The 18,597-nt window shown below is 39.7% G+C and carries 14 protein-coding genes; 4 read left to right on the top strand and 10 right to left on the bottom strand.

The window, feature by feature from the left end; translation table 11 throughout:
• Positions 1-699: 699 nt before the first annotated feature.
• The 3 genes from G3341_RS00070 to nagK form a co-directional block, all read right to left on the bottom strand.
• A complete protein-coding gene (locus G3341_RS00070) occupies positions 700-1,302 on the bottom strand; it encodes a hypothetical protein (protein WP_163860448.1) in 603 nt (200 codons plus the stop codon).
• Positions 1,303-1,374: 72 nt separating this feature from the next.
• Positions 1,375-2,448, bottom strand: coding sequence for an HBL/NHE enterotoxin family protein (locus tag G3341_RS00065; RefSeq protein ID WP_230085790.1), 1,074 nt, complete (start codon positions 2,446-2,448; stop codon positions 1,375-1,377).
• Between the two features lie 1,048 nt (positions 2,449-3,496).
• Complete coding sequence (gene nagK, locus G3341_RS00060) at positions 3,497-4,408, bottom strand: N-acetylglucosamine kinase (RefSeq protein WP_154623491.1); 912 nt, start codon at positions 4,406-4,408, stop codon at positions 3,497-3,499.
• A 546-nt stretch (positions 4,409-4,954) separates the two neighbouring features.
• Between nagK and G3341_RS00055 the strand changes: the two genes are divergently transcribed.
• Positions 4,955-5,215, top strand: a complete 261-nt coding sequence (locus G3341_RS00055; RefSeq protein WP_163860447.1) for a type B 50S ribosomal protein L31 — start codon at positions 4,955-4,957, stop codon at positions 5,213-5,215.
• Between the two features lie 2 nt (positions 5,216-5,217).
• Positions 5,218-5,358 (top strand): type B 50S ribosomal protein L36, encoded by a 141-nt coding sequence (gene ykgO / locus G3341_RS00050; RefSeq protein ID WP_154623493.1) that lies wholly within the window; start codon positions 5,218-5,220, stop codon positions 5,356-5,358.
• 193 nt (positions 5,359-5,551) lie between these two features.
• Here ykgO and G3341_RS00045 read toward each other — a convergent pair whose 3' ends face one another.
• Positions 5,552-6,742, bottom strand: coding sequence for an MdtL family multidrug efflux MFS transporter (locus tag G3341_RS00045; protein WP_154623494.1), 1,191 nt, complete (start codon positions 6,740-6,742; stop codon positions 5,552-5,554).
• A 420-nt stretch (positions 6,743-7,162) separates the two neighbouring features.
• Here G3341_RS00045 and asd point away from each other — a divergent pair, with 420 nt between their 5' ends.
• Complete coding sequence (gene asd / locus G3341_RS00040) at positions 7,163-8,269, top strand: aspartate-semialdehyde dehydrogenase (protein WP_154623495.1); 1,107 nt, start codon at positions 7,163-7,165, stop codon at positions 8,267-8,269.
• Positions 8,270-8,316: 47 nt separating this feature from the next.
• On the opposite strand, the gene G3341_RS00035 is transcribed toward asd, so the two are convergent.
• Positions 8,317-10,134, bottom strand: a complete 1,818-nt coding sequence (locus G3341_RS00035; RefSeq protein WP_163860446.1) for an FUSC family protein — start codon at positions 10,132-10,134, stop codon at positions 8,317-8,319.
• A gap of 117 nt (positions 10,135-10,251) precedes the next feature.
• Here G3341_RS00035 and G3341_RS00030 point away from each other — a divergent pair, with 117 nt between their 5' ends.
• On the top strand, positions 10,252-10,707 hold the full coding sequence (locus G3341_RS00030) for a MarR family winged helix-turn-helix transcriptional regulator (RefSeq protein WP_154623497.1): 456 nt from the start codon (positions 10,252-10,254) through the stop codon (positions 10,705-10,707).
• A 42-nt stretch (positions 10,708-10,749) separates the two neighbouring features.
• On the opposite strand, the gene G3341_RS00025 is transcribed toward G3341_RS00030, so the two are convergent.
• The 5 genes from G3341_RS00025 to dnaA all read right to left on the bottom strand — a co-directional run bounded on the left by G3341_RS00025 (position 10,750) and on the right by dnaA (position 18,597).
• Positions 10,750-12,339 carry a phosphoethanolamine transferase gene (locus tag G3341_RS00025; RefSeq protein ID WP_163860445.1) on the bottom strand — a complete coding sequence of 530 codons (1,590 nt, stop codon included), beginning with the start codon at positions 12,337-12,339 and terminating at the stop codon, positions 10,750-10,752.
• A gap of 224 nt (positions 12,340-12,563) precedes the next feature.
• Positions 12,564-14,978, bottom strand: a complete 2,415-nt coding sequence (gyrB, locus tag G3341_RS00020) for a DNA topoisomerase (ATP-hydrolyzing) subunit B (protein WP_154623499.1) — start codon at positions 14,976-14,978, stop codon at positions 12,564-12,566.
• A gap of 18 nt (positions 14,979-14,996) precedes the next feature.
• A complete protein-coding gene (gene recF, locus G3341_RS00015; protein ID WP_163860444.1) occupies positions 14,997-16,091 on the bottom strand; it encodes a DNA replication/repair protein RecF in 1,095 nt (364 codons plus the stop codon).
• An 8-nt stretch (positions 16,092-16,099) separates the two neighbouring features.
• Positions 16,100-17,200: a DNA polymerase III subunit beta gene (dnaN, locus tag G3341_RS00010; RefSeq protein WP_154623501.1), complete on the bottom strand. Its 1,101-nt coding sequence runs from the start codon at positions 17,198-17,200 to the stop codon at positions 16,100-16,102.
• 5 nt (positions 17,201-17,205) lie between these two features.
• Positions 17,206-18,597 carry a chromosomal replication initiator protein DnaA gene (gene dnaA, locus G3341_RS00005; RefSeq protein ID WP_163860443.1) on the bottom strand — a complete coding sequence of 464 codons (1,392 nt, stop codon included), beginning with the start codon at positions 18,595-18,597 and terminating at the stop codon, positions 17,206-17,208.

Genomic DNA, 18,597 nt, shown 5'->3' with positions numbered 1-18,597 from the left:
TTTCATTAATGACTGATAAAAACAGGCTAGATAAAGGTTATTTTGCCATTAATTGTTAATAAAAGATAATGAATCATAACAGCAATGTGTAAGATTATATTATAATTTATTGAAGCGGTAAGATTAAAAGAGTCTGAAAAATTAATTAATACAATAATGTTATTTTTTTGATTATATTTTTTCTAGCGATAAACAATGAAATGATTATTAAAAGGAAAAAAGTGAGATTAGCGGTGTGCTATGGACTCAAAAAACCAGTAAACCGATCCATTTTCATGGTTAACTAGACATTCGCCAATTCACATCAAGCATTGCTATTTTTACCTACAATTTGCCAATAGACCGATGGTGATCTTTCACTTAATTCGTATTATGAAAATAGTTCACCTATACGCCGCTATCAGTAGGTCATCACTGGGTCAGATTTACTTGATATCTCTGACATCTTCTATCGGAGTATCGTTGATAAAATAGCGATAAATGGCTGAACGATGAAAAAACGCCTCGTTCAGCCAAAATATCACTAACATCGGTATAGCTCTGAGATATTGAATCATCGTTACGTATACACCAAAAGGTGATAGAGGGCGCAAAATACTTCCATTTGAAATCATTCAGTGACATGGTTATTCTCCTCAGTAATGAGCAATAACGTCACATTAATGCACTTTTGCAATAAACTCCGTTGATCCCTAAATCTTAAAGTGACAATCTTAATTCCTTCACTTTTACAAATGATGCTTCGGTTTGCACTTTAACAACTGACATCGAATTATATTGTTCATAGTTGTATGGTTGTATACTTATGCTAAATATATTATTTAGCGTTTTATAATCCGACAATAATCCAAATAGATAGACTTGAAAGTTGACTTCAATATTAAAAAAACCAATCACATCATTTTTAAATTCATTTAGTTCGCTAATTTTAGGATCTCCAAAGAAAACTTCAGGTGTTGACATGATGTCTTCTATAGTATGAACACAGTCTTTCAGGACACTTATTTGTAACAATAGACCATTAATGACATTAGATGAATCAAGTTGCATTTTAGATAATGATTCACGAGAACTCGATATGTCATTCATATTTATAAAATTGGATATTGATTTAAGTTCGTTAATCCAATTTTGGATTTGAGCTGATGAAAGCTCAATAATTTTTTCACATATAAGCATTGAGTTATTAATTGAGACAATTATTTTTTGGGCATAGAAGGGCAAGTTCCATTGTGCATTATTGTACTTGCCTATTATACCTAGATAATTAAACATTAGGCTTTTATAACTTAAAATGTTCATATTTTTCACCATATGATTGAGTTAATTTTACTTCATGTTATTAACTTCCACTGCTATTTTTAGTACTTACTTTTAATTAACATTAATTAAATCATAAGTATACTTTGTAGGGTTAATGACATATTCAATACCACTCATTTGTGATTTAATTATATCAGTATCTTTTAAGACGATCTTAACTTGGTTATTCGCACTTGATAAGAATAACTCTCTAACCTTATCACCACTGATAATCCCCATATTTAGATCATTAATAAGGCTCTCTATATCATTAGAGAGAAAACCCCATGCATTTGACATATCAAGTGAAGATTGAGCTGCTTGTGATATACACACTGCCAGTTGTGCATTTCCAGCTGAACATGCTTGAGCGACTCTAACCTCATTTTTCAAATTAGCATCCTCAACTAATAAGATCTCTTTTAATTTAAGGTCACCCTTAAGTTTTAATGTGGCACCTGTAATACCAGCAACACCCGTTGCTATTGCCACTCCCCCACCTATCACCATGGTAATTGTTGCGCCTCCGGTAAAAAAGGAACTTGCAATCCCGACAACAATCGATATAAGCCCTCCCACAATACTTATCGCACCAAGTGTTATACCTACCTCATCAACAGCTATTTGTGTTTGTATATCGATTAATTTATTTCTATTTTGAGCTAGCGCACCGTTATCACCCAGTATAGCGGCGTTTAATTTATCAACAACACTATAGAAGCTCGATACACTATTATCTAACTTATGACTAAATTGTGACAAAAGCGTGCTAGTGATATGCGCCTCACTTGCATATGTTTTTGATTGATCTCTAATCGCACTTAAAATATTTAGCCAATCAGAAATACTTGTTCCCGCTGGAACTTGGGTTGCTATTGAATTATGCATGGTATAGTAAGCACTAATGCTAGAAATATTACTAATTATCATTGGTTGTATAGTATCAAGATAATAATTTGAATTTTCTTTTGCTATGCCTAATGCAGAATTGACATCTTGCTGTAAGTTAATTAATGATGGATTATTAGTGAAATTAACAAATGGCTGTTGCAGAACGGATCGGCAACTACTTTGTACAATCAAGTCAGAGCTGGATTGTTTTTTATTTGCATTATTGATGACTAAAGGTGATTGACTAAAGTTCATGATATACCTCATTGATTAAATGTGATGCTTTATTTCATATGATTTAATTAATCAGATGAAACAGAAAGCTTATTTAAATAATATCGGAGTTATCTTTTACCATTATAATCACAGTCACTAATCAATTGATATTTTGAAAATATCTGATAAGTGATGTTCTGTATTTAAAGATTAAAAGGACTGGTTTATCTGATAACCGATAAGTTCTGCTAAGGCCACTAATAATTTTAATGAGCCCTAGCAATAATAAACATATAGTTCATATTTAATTTAATCATGAATTATAATTATTTTTTTGTGATGAAGTTGGCAAAAAACTTAACAATCATTTATTCATGGTTATTTTGCTTTATTTATAATTCAAAATGAGTAAGAGACGGTCGTGTGTTCTAATCAAACAATTAATAAAATAGTGATGTAGTTAGTCATGTTTTATTGTTTAATCGTTAGGGCATTTTAAATGGTTGTTCCCTCATATGTGGATGATAACGCCTCTTTTTTATTAATATAACGGACTATTATCAATTTATTAAATGGCGATGACTTATGGCGTTATTTGATTATTTAAGCTAAATTTCGCCTGATTAAAAATGAGGCGATATTATAATTAACTGTATGTTTAAGTTATTCATAGGGATTAACGTCAACGAACTCAATCATTAATTTAAATTTATTTATTGGGATTAACACGAAAAAAAATCAATAAAAACAGTATGTAACATTAATGTTTGAGGTTTAATTAAAAACCAATACATCATTTTTAACGGTGACAATAATCAATTGATAAAGAAGATGAGATTGCCATTAATGAATATTTAATCAATCTATCTATTGATAGATTTGGAATATTTGTTTAGGCGCTGTTAAAAATAACAAGGCCAAATGTGAATGAGTGAATCTCTTTTTGATCATTAAAATGGGGTGTTTTACGGTATTTTGGTTCCCGATCTCGCTATTTAAAAAACTGAAACAACGAAAAGAGACACGATGTATTTAGCGCTGCTTCAGTTTTTTTAGTATAAGAAAAATAGGCTATTTTTGAATGTCATTAATCGCGTAAGTTTAAACAAGCAGCGCCTCTTGCTCCCCCTGAATCGCCATATCGCGCCTTTTCAATCGCAGGCAGATTAGCGATGCCATATAAGTATTGTGGAAGTACATCGGGTAATAACTGATAAATACCATCAAATTGAGATAAGCCACCACCAATCACGACTAAATCAGGATCAAGAACCGTTAATACTTGGCCTAAAAACATACCTAATAGATCAATATAACGTTCAACATGCTGTTTAGCGGCAACATCACCTTGCTGATAAAGCTGAATGATTTCGATGGCTGATTTTTTTTCACCAGTAAAAGAAGCATAAATTCGCTCAAAACCTGGGCCGGACAAATAGGTTTCAAAGCAAGCCTTCTTTCCACAACCACAAGTTATTTCAGGAACACTATCACCGAGGCGTCGAGCGCCTTGCAGTGAAATATTCATATGACCAATTTCACCTGCAATACCATTTTTTCCTGAAAGTACTTTACCTTGCGTAACGAAACCACCACCAACACCGGTGCCTAATATTAGGCCGAGTACGGTAGGATAACGAGTGAAATCGGGGGCCCAAGCTTCTGAAAGTGCAAAGCAGTTAGCATCATTTTCGACTTTGACTGGGCGCTGTAAGGTATTCGCTAAGTCCTGTATCAAAGGTTGGTACTGCGCTGCGGGAACGTTAGTGGTAAACACCGTTCCTTTGGCATGATTCACAATACCTGGCACGCCGACGCCTATTTTTCCATGACAAGCAAATTTTGCATCGGCCTCTTCAGTAAGACTTTGGAAGACATGTAAAAGAGCTTGATAATCTTCTTTAGGTGTCGGCACACGTTTTTGCCAAATAGGGTTGAGTGACTCATCAAACACAGCAAGTTCAATTTTAGTACCGCCCATATCAAAGCCGTAATACATTTTGTTATCCCTTTGTGGTTAATTCATCATTAATACTACTGTATCTATTTGATAAATAATAAATGAATAGTGTGTGTTTGCCTAATTATACAAAAGTTCTTGATAGGGGGAATTAGCGTTTTGATCTTTATTTTTTACGGGGATTGAAATGCTAGGTGCGATGGATATGCTCATTTCTCTACGGTGAATGTGGAAGAGGCATGTTCGAATCCACCGTTTTCTCGCTTACCTATCAATGATGTTCTTCTTGTATGGACATACGTCATCACCAATAAGCCAAAAAGAACGATTTCTCTCGATTGAACTTTATTTGTTGTTAGCTGAATAACTTCATATTCTCCGTCGGTAACCCTATTAAGCAACTCACCGCTGCATTAACAGGATAAATACTCAATATGCAAAATAAAGAAGACGGTTTATCTGTGACTATTTTCTAATTAAAACAAGTAGTTGATTCGTTGATGCGTTTTCTTTTTCACAAAAAGGTTGCATCATCATTTTAAATTTAATATTGTTATATTATAACATAACAAATGGTGTATTAAGATGAAAGACGGTATCCATCCACAATATCGAACTGTTGTATTTCACGACACAAGTGCTGATGCCTATTTTAAAGTAGGTTCGACGATTAAAACGGAAAAAATCATTGAATTTGAAGGGGAAACCTATCCTTATGTCACGCTGGATGTCTCTTCACAATCACATCCGTTTTATACAGGTAAACAAAAAATGATTTCACAAGAAGGGAAAACGGCACAGTTCCAAAAACGTTTTGCTCGCTTCTTGTCAAAAGAGGAAAAATAATCATGAAGGTGTTGAGTTCATTAAAAACGGCGAAACAGCGCCATCCTGATTGTCAAATCGTACGTCGACGTGGCCGTGTCTATGTTATTTGTAAAACCAACCCACGTTTTAAAGCTGTCCAAGGTTGTAAGAAAAAACGCTGATTTGCCTTAAATGCCAGGGATGTTCACAACGGAATAAATCATCAATACGTTAATAAATTGGCGTAAAAGTCGATGGGAAATTTGAATAATGTGTTTATGGAAGAACAGTGAGTGGCTATTGAACTTGCTTCCGTTTTCCTGAACCATCGCGCAGTCCTGTGCCGCGATGGTTATTTTTTATCGATTAAAGGGGCTATATTGACTCTATCGTTGCAGTTTTCAAACTTGATTGGGCTGATATTCTTAGTAATATCATACTGATAAGACCCGCCGCTAATAAAATGATCAACAGCATATGCATGGACTGTACGCCAATCCAACCCATAATCCAGATATAAAGAGAAGCAAAGCTCAGTTGTGAAATACCGAGAATAGAACTGGCGATACCCGCTTTTCTTGAATAGGGTGAGAGCGCTTGGCTCATAATAATGCCAAATAACATTGAAAAGCCTACACCGCAAAAACCAAACACAACAAATAGCAGCGCAATATGTTCAATGCCTGATAAGTAGGACAGCAAAATCAGCGCATTGACTAAAAATAAACTGAGGGCAGTATAAATAAGAGATTGGCTCTTAAATAAAGAAATCAGCTTTGGCATGGAAAATGATGTTGCCATGCTCAGCATCGCCAGTAGTGTCATTGCCGTAGAAAATTGCCCCGTTGTAAAGCCTAAGTTACCCATCAAAATGATTGGGGAGACATTAACATAGGTTAAAATCACCGCAATACCGAAACAGGAAATGATCAAGCGAGTCAAAAAGAAGCTATTAAGAAAACGTTCCTCTGCGGCGGAGGTTGCTAGCGTGTCATTGTGCTGATTTTTATTGATGACCGGTTTGGTTTCTTTGATACCGATAAGGCAAAACAAAATACTGACGACCGCGTAGGCAGCCATAAAGTAAAACATCACTGACCAGTGGTAAAAGAGTAAAATGGCAAAACCGATAACAGGGGCAAGTACTGGCGCAATGCAAGTAATCCCATTCATCATCGCGAGTACCTTAGTACGTACTCTTGCCGATAATACATCACGTAATATGGCGAAGGTGACTACATAGCAGAATCCCGCCCCAATTCCCTGTAAAAAACGAGCAATCAAAAAGAAATTAGCGGTAGTGGATGTGCCAGCCATGATGGATGAGGCCGCAAATATCATGGCACCCACCAGAACAACAGGTTTACGCCCAATATGATCGGCGCACCAGCCAGCAATTAACATTGTTGATGCCATTCCCGCGAGATAAATAGAGAAGGCCATATGCAACTGGCTTTCAGTTGCTTGTAGGTCTGCGGCGATGAGCGGAATACCTGTTAGATGCAGGTCGACACCTAAAGGATAAATTAACACTATCCAGAAACTAAAAAGAACATATTTGATCATAGGGCAAAGAGTATCCTGAGAAAAGCAGGTGGGGATTTTAATCAAAAGTGATCATTCATGATATTAATTAATAACAAAAAAGCATTTTTTATTGTTGTTTTGGAAAGAAAAGGCGACTCAATAGCCGGTTTTTTCGGTAGCAGGCGGGCATATGGATAACGATTTAGAGCCAGTAAAGTAGAAGGTAAGTCAAATATTGAGTTTAGTGAGTCGTTCTAAGCCTGGCCGTATGGCAAGTATATTAGCGATATTACTAATCTTCTTATTATTAGTGAATAATTTCACTTGCACACTGGTTCATATTTTGTCAGCTTTAATGTACCTAGTGAATTTCTAATTTCTGTGAATAAAGAAAGAAGGGATACAGGGGATCTCGAAATTTATTTGGGTAAAAATGTTTAAATGGACAGGGTGAACACAATGAAAAATGTAGGATTTGTCGGCTGGCGGGGCATGGTCGGTTCAGTTTTAATGCAAAGAATGGTAGAAGAAGGTGATTTTAACGCAATTCATCCTGTATTTTTTACCACTTCTCAGCATGGTGCAGAAGCTCCAGCGTATGGCGGTCATCGCGGTACACTACAAGATGCCAATGATATTGATGCATTAAAAGCGTTAGATATCATTATTAGTTGTCAAGGCGGTGATTATACCAATGATATCTATCCTAAATTGCGCGCGGCAGGTTGGGATGGCTATTGGATTGATGCTGCTTCAGCATTACGTATGAAAGATGATGCGATCATCATTCTTGATCCGGTCAACCAACAACATATCCAAGACGGTTTGAATAAAGGGATCAAAACCTTTGTTGGCGGTAACTGTACCGTCAGTCTAATGCTCATGTCATTAGGCGGCTTATTTACTCATAATTTAGTTGAATGGGCTTCTGTAGCAACTTATCAAGCCGCGTCAGGTGCTGGTGCACGTAACATGCGCGAATTATTGATACAAATGGGCGCTTTGCATACTCAAGTTGCTAAAGAGCTACAAGACCCAGCATCCGCTATCTTAGATATCGAGAAAAAAGTGACAGACTTTACACGCAGCGGCGCGATGCCAGCCGATGCGTTTGGGGTACCTTTAGCCGGTAGTTTGATCCCATGGATTGATAAAGCACTCGAAAATGGCCAAAGCCGCGAAGAATGGAAAGGCCAAGCAGAAACCAATAAAATTTTGGCGACAGGTAACAATATTATTCCTGTTGATGGGCTTTGTGTTCGTGTTGGTGCACTGCGTTGCCATAGCCAAGCATTCACACTAAAACTCAAAAAAGATATTGCACTTAATGAGATTGAGCAGCTACTGGCATCGCATAATGAGTGGGTCAAAGTCGTCCCTAATGATCGTGAAATCACTATGCGTGAACTTACCCCAGCGGCGGTAACAGGTACATTAAGTACACCTGTTGGTCGTCTTCGTAAATTGAATATGGGGCCTGAATACCTGTCAGCCTTCACAGTTGGTGACCAACTATTGTGGGGAGCAGCAGAGCCACTGCGTCGTATGTTAAATATTTTGCTGTAAATGCATTCAATTATCGCTGCACCTGAAACCTCAGCGTTGAGGTGCAGCTAGCTTATCTTTTCCGCAGATAATTTATTTAAATAGCGGTGTAACAACACCACTCTATTTGAATTTTCGTTGCGTTGTAATCGCTGCATAATGCGTTCGATATTGTATGGGGTCATTTTGTCGTGTTGTAGACGAAATACTAATACATTTAATGCGCGTTTTTTCGATGGATTATGTGAAAACTGCTTATATAGCATTAATAAAACTAACCAAATGCCATGTCTTATTTCGAAAAACTCAAGGGTCGACTTAAAGGGAAACTCACTTTTTTTGGCGAGTGCTAATCCATTTAATAAACGGTGCATTATTCGAGTCGTTGACGGCTTATTACCCTGAGCAAGATGTAAAATACCCTGCTTAAATTGCCGATGTGCGAGCCTGAGTAGGTGCTGGTATCGTTTTTGCGGATTAGTAGGGTAGATCCACATAAACGCCGCCATAGCAACCAGAGGGCCGCAAACAATGGCTATTGCATTCCCGATACTTGTTGGTAACGAGAGGGAAAATGGGTAGCTTGGTTGCAGTAAAATCAATGACACCATGATGTAGTCAAAAGCGATAAAAATCAGTCGACTGTGAGCAAAAACTAAAATACCGCTAACGATAACAGGGATAATGAATAAGGCCATCTGCCACGATGAATTTGCAAAGGGCCATAGGAACCAAGTACAGAGTAATGCCGCAACAGCACCTAAAAATTGCCCCATAAAGACATTTTTCATAAACCTATCAGGGTAATCGAATGAGGCAAATATGGTTAACATCACGGAGAGCCCTAGAGTGAGATAAGCGAGTGTTTGCCATTGCGTGAGTGACCAAAGTACCCCGACCACTCCAATGGTGATAAATGAACGCGTGAAGGCATGCCATGCCGATATTTTGTCTTGATGTAGTTTTAACTTATCGATGCGGCTAACTCTTTTGATGGATGTGCCTTTAATGGCGTAATAAAGCGTGATTAAAAGACTTTTTAATGGACCGTTAGGGCAAAGGAACAGTAAATGTTTCCATTCTTTTTCTGAAGGCTCATGTTCAGGAAAAGGGAATGCTGCAATGGATCTAAATTGGGCGAGATGAAGTAATATTTGGCTTTGTGCTATTAATCGTTGTCGAGCCTGAACCACCTGTTTTCGATGGTAACGCCAACCAATACGATTTGCTTCAAGCAACTCATCATAACTGGCAATTTGTTGCCATAACGTGTCAATATCCTCTTGTTTAACCGACTCTTTTTTATTTAATGCATGATGCAAAACGGCATAAAATCGTTGGTCAATTTGATTTTTTAGCACGGTTGCTGGTGCTTGATCTCGCTTAGGGGTAAACAGGTAATTAAAAATAACGGCAGATAGCACACCGACCAGGATTGTCCAAAATCTATCCCATGCGACCATAAAAATATTATTGGTATCATGTACGCTAAGCATACTCACCATGACGGCTGAATAGCCTGCAAGTAGCGTACCATAGGCAACGAATCCTTTTTGTAATTGGCCAATGCCACTACATGCGCCTAACCAGACGGCAAGCCCAAGGATAAACAAGAGGGGATGAAGCATATGCAGATAAATAAGCAATACGCCCGCGAGTACACCACTGACGGTGCCAGCAAAACGCCACCAACTCTTTTCGAGTAGGTTTTCACGCCAAGGTTGCGCCGATGCCCATACTGTCATTGCCGCCCACTGCGGATGAACGAGCTGAAAATATTGTGCGATAAATAGCGCAATAATGGAGGCACAAGCCGTAATTGTGGCAAAACGTAAACGATCTGGGCTAAACCCTAAACGCTGCAATAAGGCATTATTATGTGACATAAAGTATTGAATATGAGTAATATCTGCGTGTGAATAATAAGATTAGTTGATAATATCAACTAAATGGATAGCGAATTATCGACTAAATAGTTGACAAAATCAACTAATGAGGTGTTTATGCGTACAGACCAAGCTCGTGTTTTTGGGATCATCAGTCGTGCGGCTCACCGTTATATGAAATGGATGGGGGAGCCTTATGGGCTTAATGCCATCGAGTGTTTGATGTTACTTCATATTCAACAATATGATGAATCTACGCTTGAGCAAATATCGCGAGCGATGGTGATTGATAAGTCAGTCACCACGCGAGGGATCAGCAAGTTTCTCGAACAAAAGTGGGTGGAAAAGAAAAATAGTGATGTTGATAAACGTGCGTATCATATTTCGTTGACCCTTTTGGGAAACAAAGTGGTCGATGAGTTAAATCACAAATTAAACAAATGGAATGATTACTTGGCGGCTGATTTAACCGAGCAAAATGCACAACAGTTATTTGGTTTTTTAGACAGCCTAGCGAAGAATGCCGTAGAAATGACAGTTAAAGATTTTCCCGAACGATTCGGTGAAGATTAAGCACAATCACTCCCCCATGGCATCACAGGGAGTGATTTATGCTTATTGTGGAGAGGATAACTCAGATGGTAATGTTTTCAAATTCAATAGATTACGATTTCCATCGATCATATTGATCTCTTTTTGTGGTTGGTAGCAATGGCGTAAGGGAGATAAACAGGCTTTCGCCGCTTTTTGTTGTATGCCTAACCAATCACTCATTAGCCAATAATTATTCGCTGTTGAGTATGGTTGATGTAGAACCTGCTCATTTAATTCAGGCCTAGTGGCATTGGGGCTGTACCATATAAATAGCGGAATTTCATAAGCTTCTCTACGCGGGCTATTGACGCCATGGTGATAGTGTATTTGATTATCGCTATCTAACCGTTGTAAAGCGTGGTCAGAAAAATACATCACCGAAGCCGATTTTCCTTCCAGCTGCTGTAGAATTTTATCGATAAATTTATCGGTATAGGCGATAGAGCTGTCATAACAATTATCATCCTCTTGCTCACTGAATGCCTGATATTCTTCTTCAGGGAAGCGGTTACAGGATGGCTCATGGCTACCATAGGTGTGTAGTACTATCAGTTTTTTCTTTTTAGAATCATCCAGCTCAGTGTTTATCGCGTGCTCAACATAATCCAAAATTTCTTCATCGTAACCGACGAATTCATTCCATTTTTTGTATTTTGCCATACTGGCAATGGAAGAAATGACACTGGTTTTTTTATTTGTCTTACCTTGATTACTAATCCAATAGGTTTCAAAACCAGCATGGTTAGCTAAGGCAATAATGTTATCTGCATAATGTTGCTTATCCTGCATTTGCGAAAAACTGATATTAGAAAGCGATACAGGAACCGATAAGATGGTGACTGGTGCAGGGGAGTAGGCTTGTTGAAACACTAACATTTGTTGTTTACGTCGATTGAGGTTCGGCGTGGTGTCGTATTCATAACCATAAAGGCTAAGGTGGTCACGACGTACTGATTCACCAATGATGAGCACATAAATATCGGCATCAGGTTGTTTTTTATCATATTGATATTTAACGACATGGCTAGATATTTTTCTAATACCTCGATTTTCATAGAGATTCCTAATCAGTGCCGAGGCGTTATAAAAAGGCGTATGGGAGAGGTATTGCTCCCCTAACAGTAGGTAGCTATCTTGTTTTGCGAATAATGCAGAATAATAGGCGGGAACTGCCGCAAGATAGACGCAGAATAGGCCAAAACTAGCTAAAGTGACCTTACGATTAAGGTATTTAGCACACTTATGAATACTGAGAAAATAAACAGTAAACACAACAAGATAAAACAGTACGTAGTATTTATTGTAGGAAAGCATACCGACTGTTTCACTGCTATTTGTATTGATAAAGGTTTCGGCTATTGATGAGGAAAAGCGGATGTCATGTTTTTGGTAAAAGAAAAAAGAAACCGAGAGATTGAGCGCCCATAAAAAGGCAACAAACACGGTGGCAATTTTACCCACTAGCGTTTTATAGCTCCCTGCGCACAGTAACATAATTAGGGTGCCAGTTACCGTAATAGCTAGCTTGGAAAGTAAACTAATATCACCACTCAATAATGCAGGGATAGCGGAGATCAGTAAAAAATAAACTAAAATGATAAATAAACGCATAATAATAATAGTGTTCTAGATACCTTGCTTAATAAAAATTCCAATAGGTATTACTTTTAGTTAATTAGGTATGTGTTAAGCGTTTATAACATAAAAAATGCGTGTGTAATTAATATTGAGGGGGTAAAAAACTGTAAACTAGCGTTATGTTAAGTCATAAAAAAAGAAAACCCCATGTTTTTACACGAGGTTTTCTGTTTTATAACATTTTTTATCGGCGGTAATTAAATATCAATATTCGCCGCTTTCAGAGCATTCTCTTCGATAAAGGCACGGCGTGGCTCAACAGCATCGCCCATTAATGTGGTAAACAGCAAGTCAGTGGCAATCGCATCTTTTACGGTCACACGCATCATACGGCGTGTATTTGGATCCATGGTTGTTTCCCACAGTTGCTCTGGGTTCATCTCACCAAGACCTTTATAGCGCTGTACAGAAAGTCCACGGCGTGATTCACGACTCAACCATGCTAATGCTTCTTCAAAGTTGTTGATATTCTGACGACGTTCGCCACGCTCGATGTAAGCGCCTTCTTCTACTAAATCGGCGATCATATCACCTAAATGCGTGATACGACGGTACTCACTGCCATGAACAAAGTCAAAGTCCAGATTATAGTCGGTATCGACACCGTGGGTGCGAATACGAATAGTCGGTTCAAACAACTGGCGTTCACGGTTTTCTTTAATGAAATAGCTATAAGTACTACCAAGCTGTTCATTTTCTTCTAAACGTTGAACTAATGTTTTCGCCCACTCTTCAACTTGTTCTTTGTTTTTCAGCGCATCTTCTGTCAATGTTGAGTGATATACCAAACTATTCAGCAGAGCTTGTGGATAGAGGCGTTCAAGGCGGCGGATAATTTTATGCGCGGCATTGTATTCAACCACCAGTTTTTCTAGCTCTTCACCCTTCATTGCCGGTGCATCAGCACTTAAATGTAGAGCAGCACCATCAAGCGCGATCGAAATCAGGTACTCATCCATCGCTTCATCGTCTTTGATATACTGCTCTTGTTTGCCTTTCTTCACTTTATACAGTGGTGGCTGAGCGATATAAACATGACCGCGTTCAACAATCTCAGGCATTTGACGATAGAAGAAGGTTAATAACAGGGTACGTATGTGTGAACCATCAACGTCAGCATCCGTCATAATGATGATGCTGTGATAGCGTAGTTTATCTGGGTTGTATTCGTCACGACCAATACCACAACCTAATGCAGTGATTAGCGTAGCCACTTCTTGTGAAGACAACATCTTATCAAAACGCGCTTTTTCGACGTTCAGAATTTTACCTTTCAGAGGTAAAATCGCTTGGTTCTTACGGTTACGGCCTTGTTTTGCAGAGCCGCCCGCTGAGTCCCCTTCCACAAGGTAAAGTTCAGAAAGTGCAGGGTCACGTTCTTGGCAGTCTGCCAATTTACCCGGTAAACCCGCTAAATCTAATGCGCCTTTACGGCGAGTCATTTCACGTGCTTTACGAGCAGCTTCGCGAGCACGGGCCGCATCAATGATTTTACCCACAACGATTTTGGCATCATTTGGATTTTCCAAAAGATATTCGACAAAACGTTCGTTCATCATCGTTTCAACAGCGGTTTTAACTTCTGAAGAGACGAGTTTTTCTTTTGTTTGTGATGAGAACTTAGGATCAGGCACTTTTACAGAGATAACCGCGATCAAACCTTCACGAGCATCATCACCCGTTGCACTGACTTTGGCTTTTTTCTGATAGCCTTCTTTATCCATATAGTTGTTCAGCGTACGTGTCATTGAAGCACGGAAGCCTGCAAGGTGAGTACCACCATCACGCTGAGGAATGTTGTTGGTGTAGCAATAAACATTCTCTTGGAAACCATCATTCCACTGCATAGCAATTTCAACACCAATGCCGTCTTTTTCAGTCGAGAAATAAAATACGGATGGGTGAATAGGGGTTTTGTTGCGGCTTAAATATTCAACAAAAGCTTTGATACCGCCTTCATAGTGGAAATGATCTTCTTTGCCATCACGTTTATCAATGAGTTTGATTGATACACCTGAGTTTAAGAATGATAGCTCACGCAGACGTTTCGCTAAAACATCGTATTCAAATTCAGTGACACCTTTAAAGGTATCCATACTTGGCCAGAAACGGACACGTGTTCCGGTTTGCTCCGTTTCACCAACCACGGTTAATGGGCCTTGTGGCTCACCATGGCTATAGGTTTGTTCGTGAACTTTACCATCACGGCGGATAGTCAGCTCTAATTTTTCGGATAAGGCGTTAACAACAGAAACCCCAACCCCGTGCAGACCGCCGGAGACTTTATAGGAGTTATCGTCAAATTTCCCGCCTGCATGCAGAACTGTCATGATAACTTCTGCTGCTGATACTCCCTCTTCCTCATGGATACCTGTTGGAATACCACGACCATCATCTTGAACAGAGACAGAGTTATCAGCATGGATTGTGATCACGATGTCGTCACAAAAGCCGGCGAGGGCTTCGTCGATAGCGTTGTCGACAACCTCGAAGACCATGTGATGAAGACCTGTACCATCGTCGGTATCACCGATATACATGCCTGGGCGCTTACGCACGGCATCCAGCCCTTTTAATACCTTGATACTTGAGGAGTCATATGTATTCGACATCAACGTTTCCCGCTATATTTATTCCTGTGGTTTAACTTCTATTTTGCCACGTTCTACGCTAAACATCTTGCTATTTACATCAATCATGTCTTTAACTTGCTCAGGTGTTATTGCGCTAACAAATACCTGAGCTTGCGTAGCCTTGAGTCGAGCCGCTAATAATTGACGACGGCCCGAATCAAGTTCCGAGGCAAAATCATCCAGTAGATACAGGCATCTTTGCCCGTTCTGTCGGGTGAAAAACTCACCCTGCGCTAACCTTAATGCGCACATTAAAAGTTTTAACTGACCGCGTGAAAGCATATCTTCCACAGGGGTTCCATTTGCCCTGATCCGTAAATCTGCTTTATGTGGCCCTGACGCGGTATAGGTTAACGCTTTATCGCGCTCAAATTGGCGCTCTAATAGCTCTGAATAATCGGTTTCTTTATCCCAACCGCGTTGAAAAGAGACCGATAAAACAAATTCAGGCAAAAACTGTTGGCAAGTTTGCTCAATATTCTCCGCAATACCTGCAATATATTCATCCCGCCATCGGCTAATTTGCTCTGCAAGGGGAGCTAACTGCTTATCCCAATGGCGTATTTGTTCATAATGGCTAACTTGCCGTAAAGCGGCATTACGTTGTTTTAATAACCGTTTTAAGTCTGACCAAACGGAAAAAAACAAGGGTTCATTATGAAAACACCCCCAATCGATAAAGGCTCGCCGATACTTAGGTCCACCATTTAGCAACGTAAACCCTTCAGGGGTAATTAATTGCATTGGCAGCAGTTTTGCTAGCTCTGCAATTTTATGACCATCTGTCCCGTCAATTCTGACTTTGCTGTCACCTTCACGATTTTTACTTAAACCGAGTGACAGTTCTTTGCGTGATTCATCAAGATGGCCTAATTTCCCATGTAGGATAAATTGCGCTTGTTCATGACGAATGACGCGGTTCGCTTGAATACTGCGAAATGCACGACCATGGCCTAACGTGTATATCGCTTCCAGTACACTGGTTTTACCGCTGCCATTAGGACCGATTAAAAAATTGAATCCATTAGCTAAAGTGAGATCGGCATCTTCAATATTACGAAAATCGCGGATCAATAAACGCGAAAGTATCATAAAAATAATTACAAGCGCATTGGCATGACGACATAAACCGCTGCGTTGCTGGCGGAGTCTTCAATTTGAACACTCGACACGGCATCGGTTAAAAACAGAGTGACATTTTCACTTTTCAGCGCATTGAGGACATCTAAGATGTAGCTCACGTTAAAACCGATTTCCATTTCTGTGCCTTGATAGCTCACATCAACAATCTCTTCCGCTTCTTCCTGCTCAGGGTTGTTCGCGGTAATGCGAAGTTGATTTTCACTGAAATACAAACGAACACCACGGAACTTTTCATTGGATAGAATCGCTGCACGTGAGAACGCTTGTTTGAGTAAATCACAGCGAGCTTCTAATGTTTTGTCTGGGTTTTTCGGCAGTACACGGCGATAATCAGGGAACCGGCCATCAACGAGTTTTGACGTGAAAATAAAGTCACCGACATGCGCGCGAATATTATTGCTACCAATCTGTAATTGTACCGGAGAATCGCCGCCATCTAACAGGCGCATTAATTCAATCACCCCTTTACGCGGCACAATGACTGAATGAGAAGGTAAGTCTTGTCCGATATCCATGGCACAGACGGCAAGGCGGTGACCGTCGGTAGAAACGGTTCTTAAAAGTTGACCTTCTGTTTCAAATAGCATGCCGTTGAGGTAATAACGAACATCTTGGTGTGCCATTGAAAACTGGGTTGCTTCAATTAAGCGCTTAAGGATTGACTGTGGAAGTGAAAACTCAACTTCACTTTGCCAATCATCTAAATTTGGGAAATCGGTCGCCGGTAAGGTTGACAGTGAAAAACGGCTACGTCCAGAGCGAACGAGCAATCTGTCGTCATCAAGTTCGACTCGAATTTCAGAACCTTCAGGTAGCCCACGCCAGATATCAAAAAACTTGCGTGCTGGAACGGTTGTTGCTCCAACGTCATGTTCCTGTGTTAAAGGAACATTGGCCATCATCTCCATTTCTAAGTCGGTTCCCGTCAATAGCAAAGCACCTTCTTTAACTTGTAAGAGAAGGTTGCCCAAAATAGGTAGCGTTGGACGCCCGCCTAATGGACCACTAACCTGTTGTAACGGTTTTAATAACTGCTCGCGTTCAATAGTAAATTTCATAGCAATTAAGATGATAAAGTTCTGATTAAATTAGAAAAATCCTCTTTGATGTCATGGCTTTCTTCCCGTAATTGTTCAATTTTACGGCAAGCATGCAATACCGTTGTATGATCACGGCCACCAAAGGCATCCCCGATTTCAGGCAAACTATGATTCGTCAGTTCTTTCGCCAGTGCCATTGCCATCTGACGCGGGCGAGCGACAGAACGGGAACGGCGTTTAGAAAGTAAATCTGCAACCTTTATTTTGTAATATTCAGCGACAGTTTTCTGAATGTTATCAATAGTTACCAGTTTTTCTTGTAGTGCTAGTAAATCTCGCAGCGCTTCACGTACAAAATCGATGGTGATGGCGCGGCCTGTAAAGTTTGCATTTGCAATAACACGGTTTAGCGCCCCTTCCAACTCACGAACGTTGGAACGTAAGCGTTTTGCGATAAAAAAGGCCACTTCTCCTGGAAGTTGGATCTCATTCTCATCGGCTTTTTTCATCAAAATCGCGACTCGAGTTTCTAGCTCTGGTGGCTCAATGGCGACAGTTAGCCCCCAGCCAAAACGCGATTTTAAACGATCTTCGACCCCGTTGATTTCTTTAGGGTAGCGATCGGAAGTTAAAATAATTTGTTGATTACCTTCTAGTAATGCGTTGAAGGTATGGAAAAATTCTTCCTGAGAACGCTCTTTGTTCGCAAAAAATTGGATGTCATCGATAAGCAATGCATCGACAGAACGGTAATAGCGTTTGAACTCTTCAATCGCATTGTTTTGTAAAGCTTTGACCATATCTTGAACAAAACGTTCAGAATGCATATACACCACGCGCGCATTTGCTTTGTGTTGCATGATGCTATTACCAACGGCGTGTAATAAGTGCGTTTTACCTAAACCCGTTCCCCCATAAAGAAATAAAGGGTTATAGGCTCCGCCGGGATTTTCAGCTACTTGCCTCGCAGCAGCGCGAGCGAGTTGGTTTGATTTACCCTCAACAAAGTTATCAAATGTGTGTTTTGGATTCACATTTGAGCGATAGGCGACATCAGGCTGTGCTTTGGTTGAGTTGTCCCAACTTGGTTTCACAGGTGCCGATGGAATGGCAATCGCAGGCACTTCATGAGCATGGCGAGATTGCGTACTCGCTGGAGGAGTCGTTATTGGTTTGCTCCCCACTTCAAAACGTAGTACTGGTGCATCAGTACCACAAAAGTCATTCAATAATTCATTGATATTATTGATGTACTTATCTCTTACCCAATCAAGGACAAAACGATTCGGGGCATAAAGTGCCAGTGTATTATCGTTTAATTCAGCTTGAAGAGGGCGTATCCACATACTGAATTCTGTGGCAGGTAGTTCATCCTGCAATCGGGCAAGACATTGCTGCCAAAGCGAAAGTGACAC

It is taken from the genome of Providencia vermicola, from assembly GCF_010748935.1.
GTDB lineage: Bacteria > Pseudomonadota > Gammaproteobacteria > Enterobacterales > Enterobacteriaceae > Providencia > Providencia zhejiangensis.
Note: the sequence above shows the minus strand (reverse complement) of the source record. Positions and strands in the feature narration are given on the sequence as shown.

What these genes read in the sequence shown, in the direction of transcription:
- G3341_RS00045 (WP_154623494.1), bottom strand. Translation starts at nt 6,742, where the DNA reads ATGATCAAATATGTTCTTTTTAGTTTCTGGATAGTGTTAATTTATCCT.
- G3341_RS00030 (WP_154623497.1), top strand. Translation starts at nt 10,252, where the DNA reads ATGCGTACAGACCAAGCTCGTGTTTTTGGGATCATCAGTCGTGCGGCT.
- recF (WP_163860444.1), bottom strand. Translation starts at nt 16,091, where the DNA reads ATGATACTTTCGCGTTTATTGATCCGCGATTTTCGTAATATTGAAGAT.
- asd (WP_154623495.1), top strand. Translation starts at nt 7,163, where the DNA reads ATGAAAAATGTAGGATTTGTCGGCTGGCGGGGCATGGTCGGTTCAGTT.
- ykgO (WP_154623493.1), top strand. Translation starts at nt 5,218, where the DNA reads ATGAAGGTGTTGAGTTCATTAAAAACGGCGAAACAGCGCCATCCTGAT.
- G3341_RS00025 (WP_163860445.1), bottom strand. Translation starts at nt 12,339, where the DNA reads ATGCGTTTATTTATCATTTTAGTTTATTTTTTACTGATCTCCGCTATC.
- G3341_RS00070 (WP_163860448.1), bottom strand. Translation starts at nt 1,302, where the DNA reads ATGAACATTTTAAGTTATAAAAGCCTAATGTTTAATTATCTAGGTATA.
- G3341_RS00035 (WP_163860446.1), bottom strand. Translation starts at nt 10,134, where the DNA reads ATGTCACATAATAATGCCTTATTGCAGCGTTTAGGGTTTAGCCCAGAT.
- dnaN (WP_154623501.1), bottom strand. Translation starts at nt 17,200, where the DNA reads ATGAAATTTACTATTGAACGCGAGCAGTTATTAAAACCGTTACAACAG.
- nagK (WP_154623491.1), bottom strand. Translation starts at nt 4,408, where the DNA reads ATGTATTACGGCTTTGATATGGGCGGTACTAAAATTGAACTTGCTGTG.
- G3341_RS00065 (WP_230085790.1), bottom strand. Translation starts at nt 2,448, where the DNA reads ATGAACTTTAGTCAATCACCTTTAGTCATCAATAATGCAAATAAAAAA.
- gyrB (WP_154623499.1), bottom strand. Translation starts at nt 14,978, where the DNA reads ATGTCGAATACATATGACTCCTCAAGTATCAAGGTATTAAAAGGGCTG.
- G3341_RS00055 (WP_163860447.1), top strand. Translation starts at nt 4,955, where the DNA reads ATGAAAGACGGTATCCATCCACAATATCGAACTGTTGTATTTCACGAC.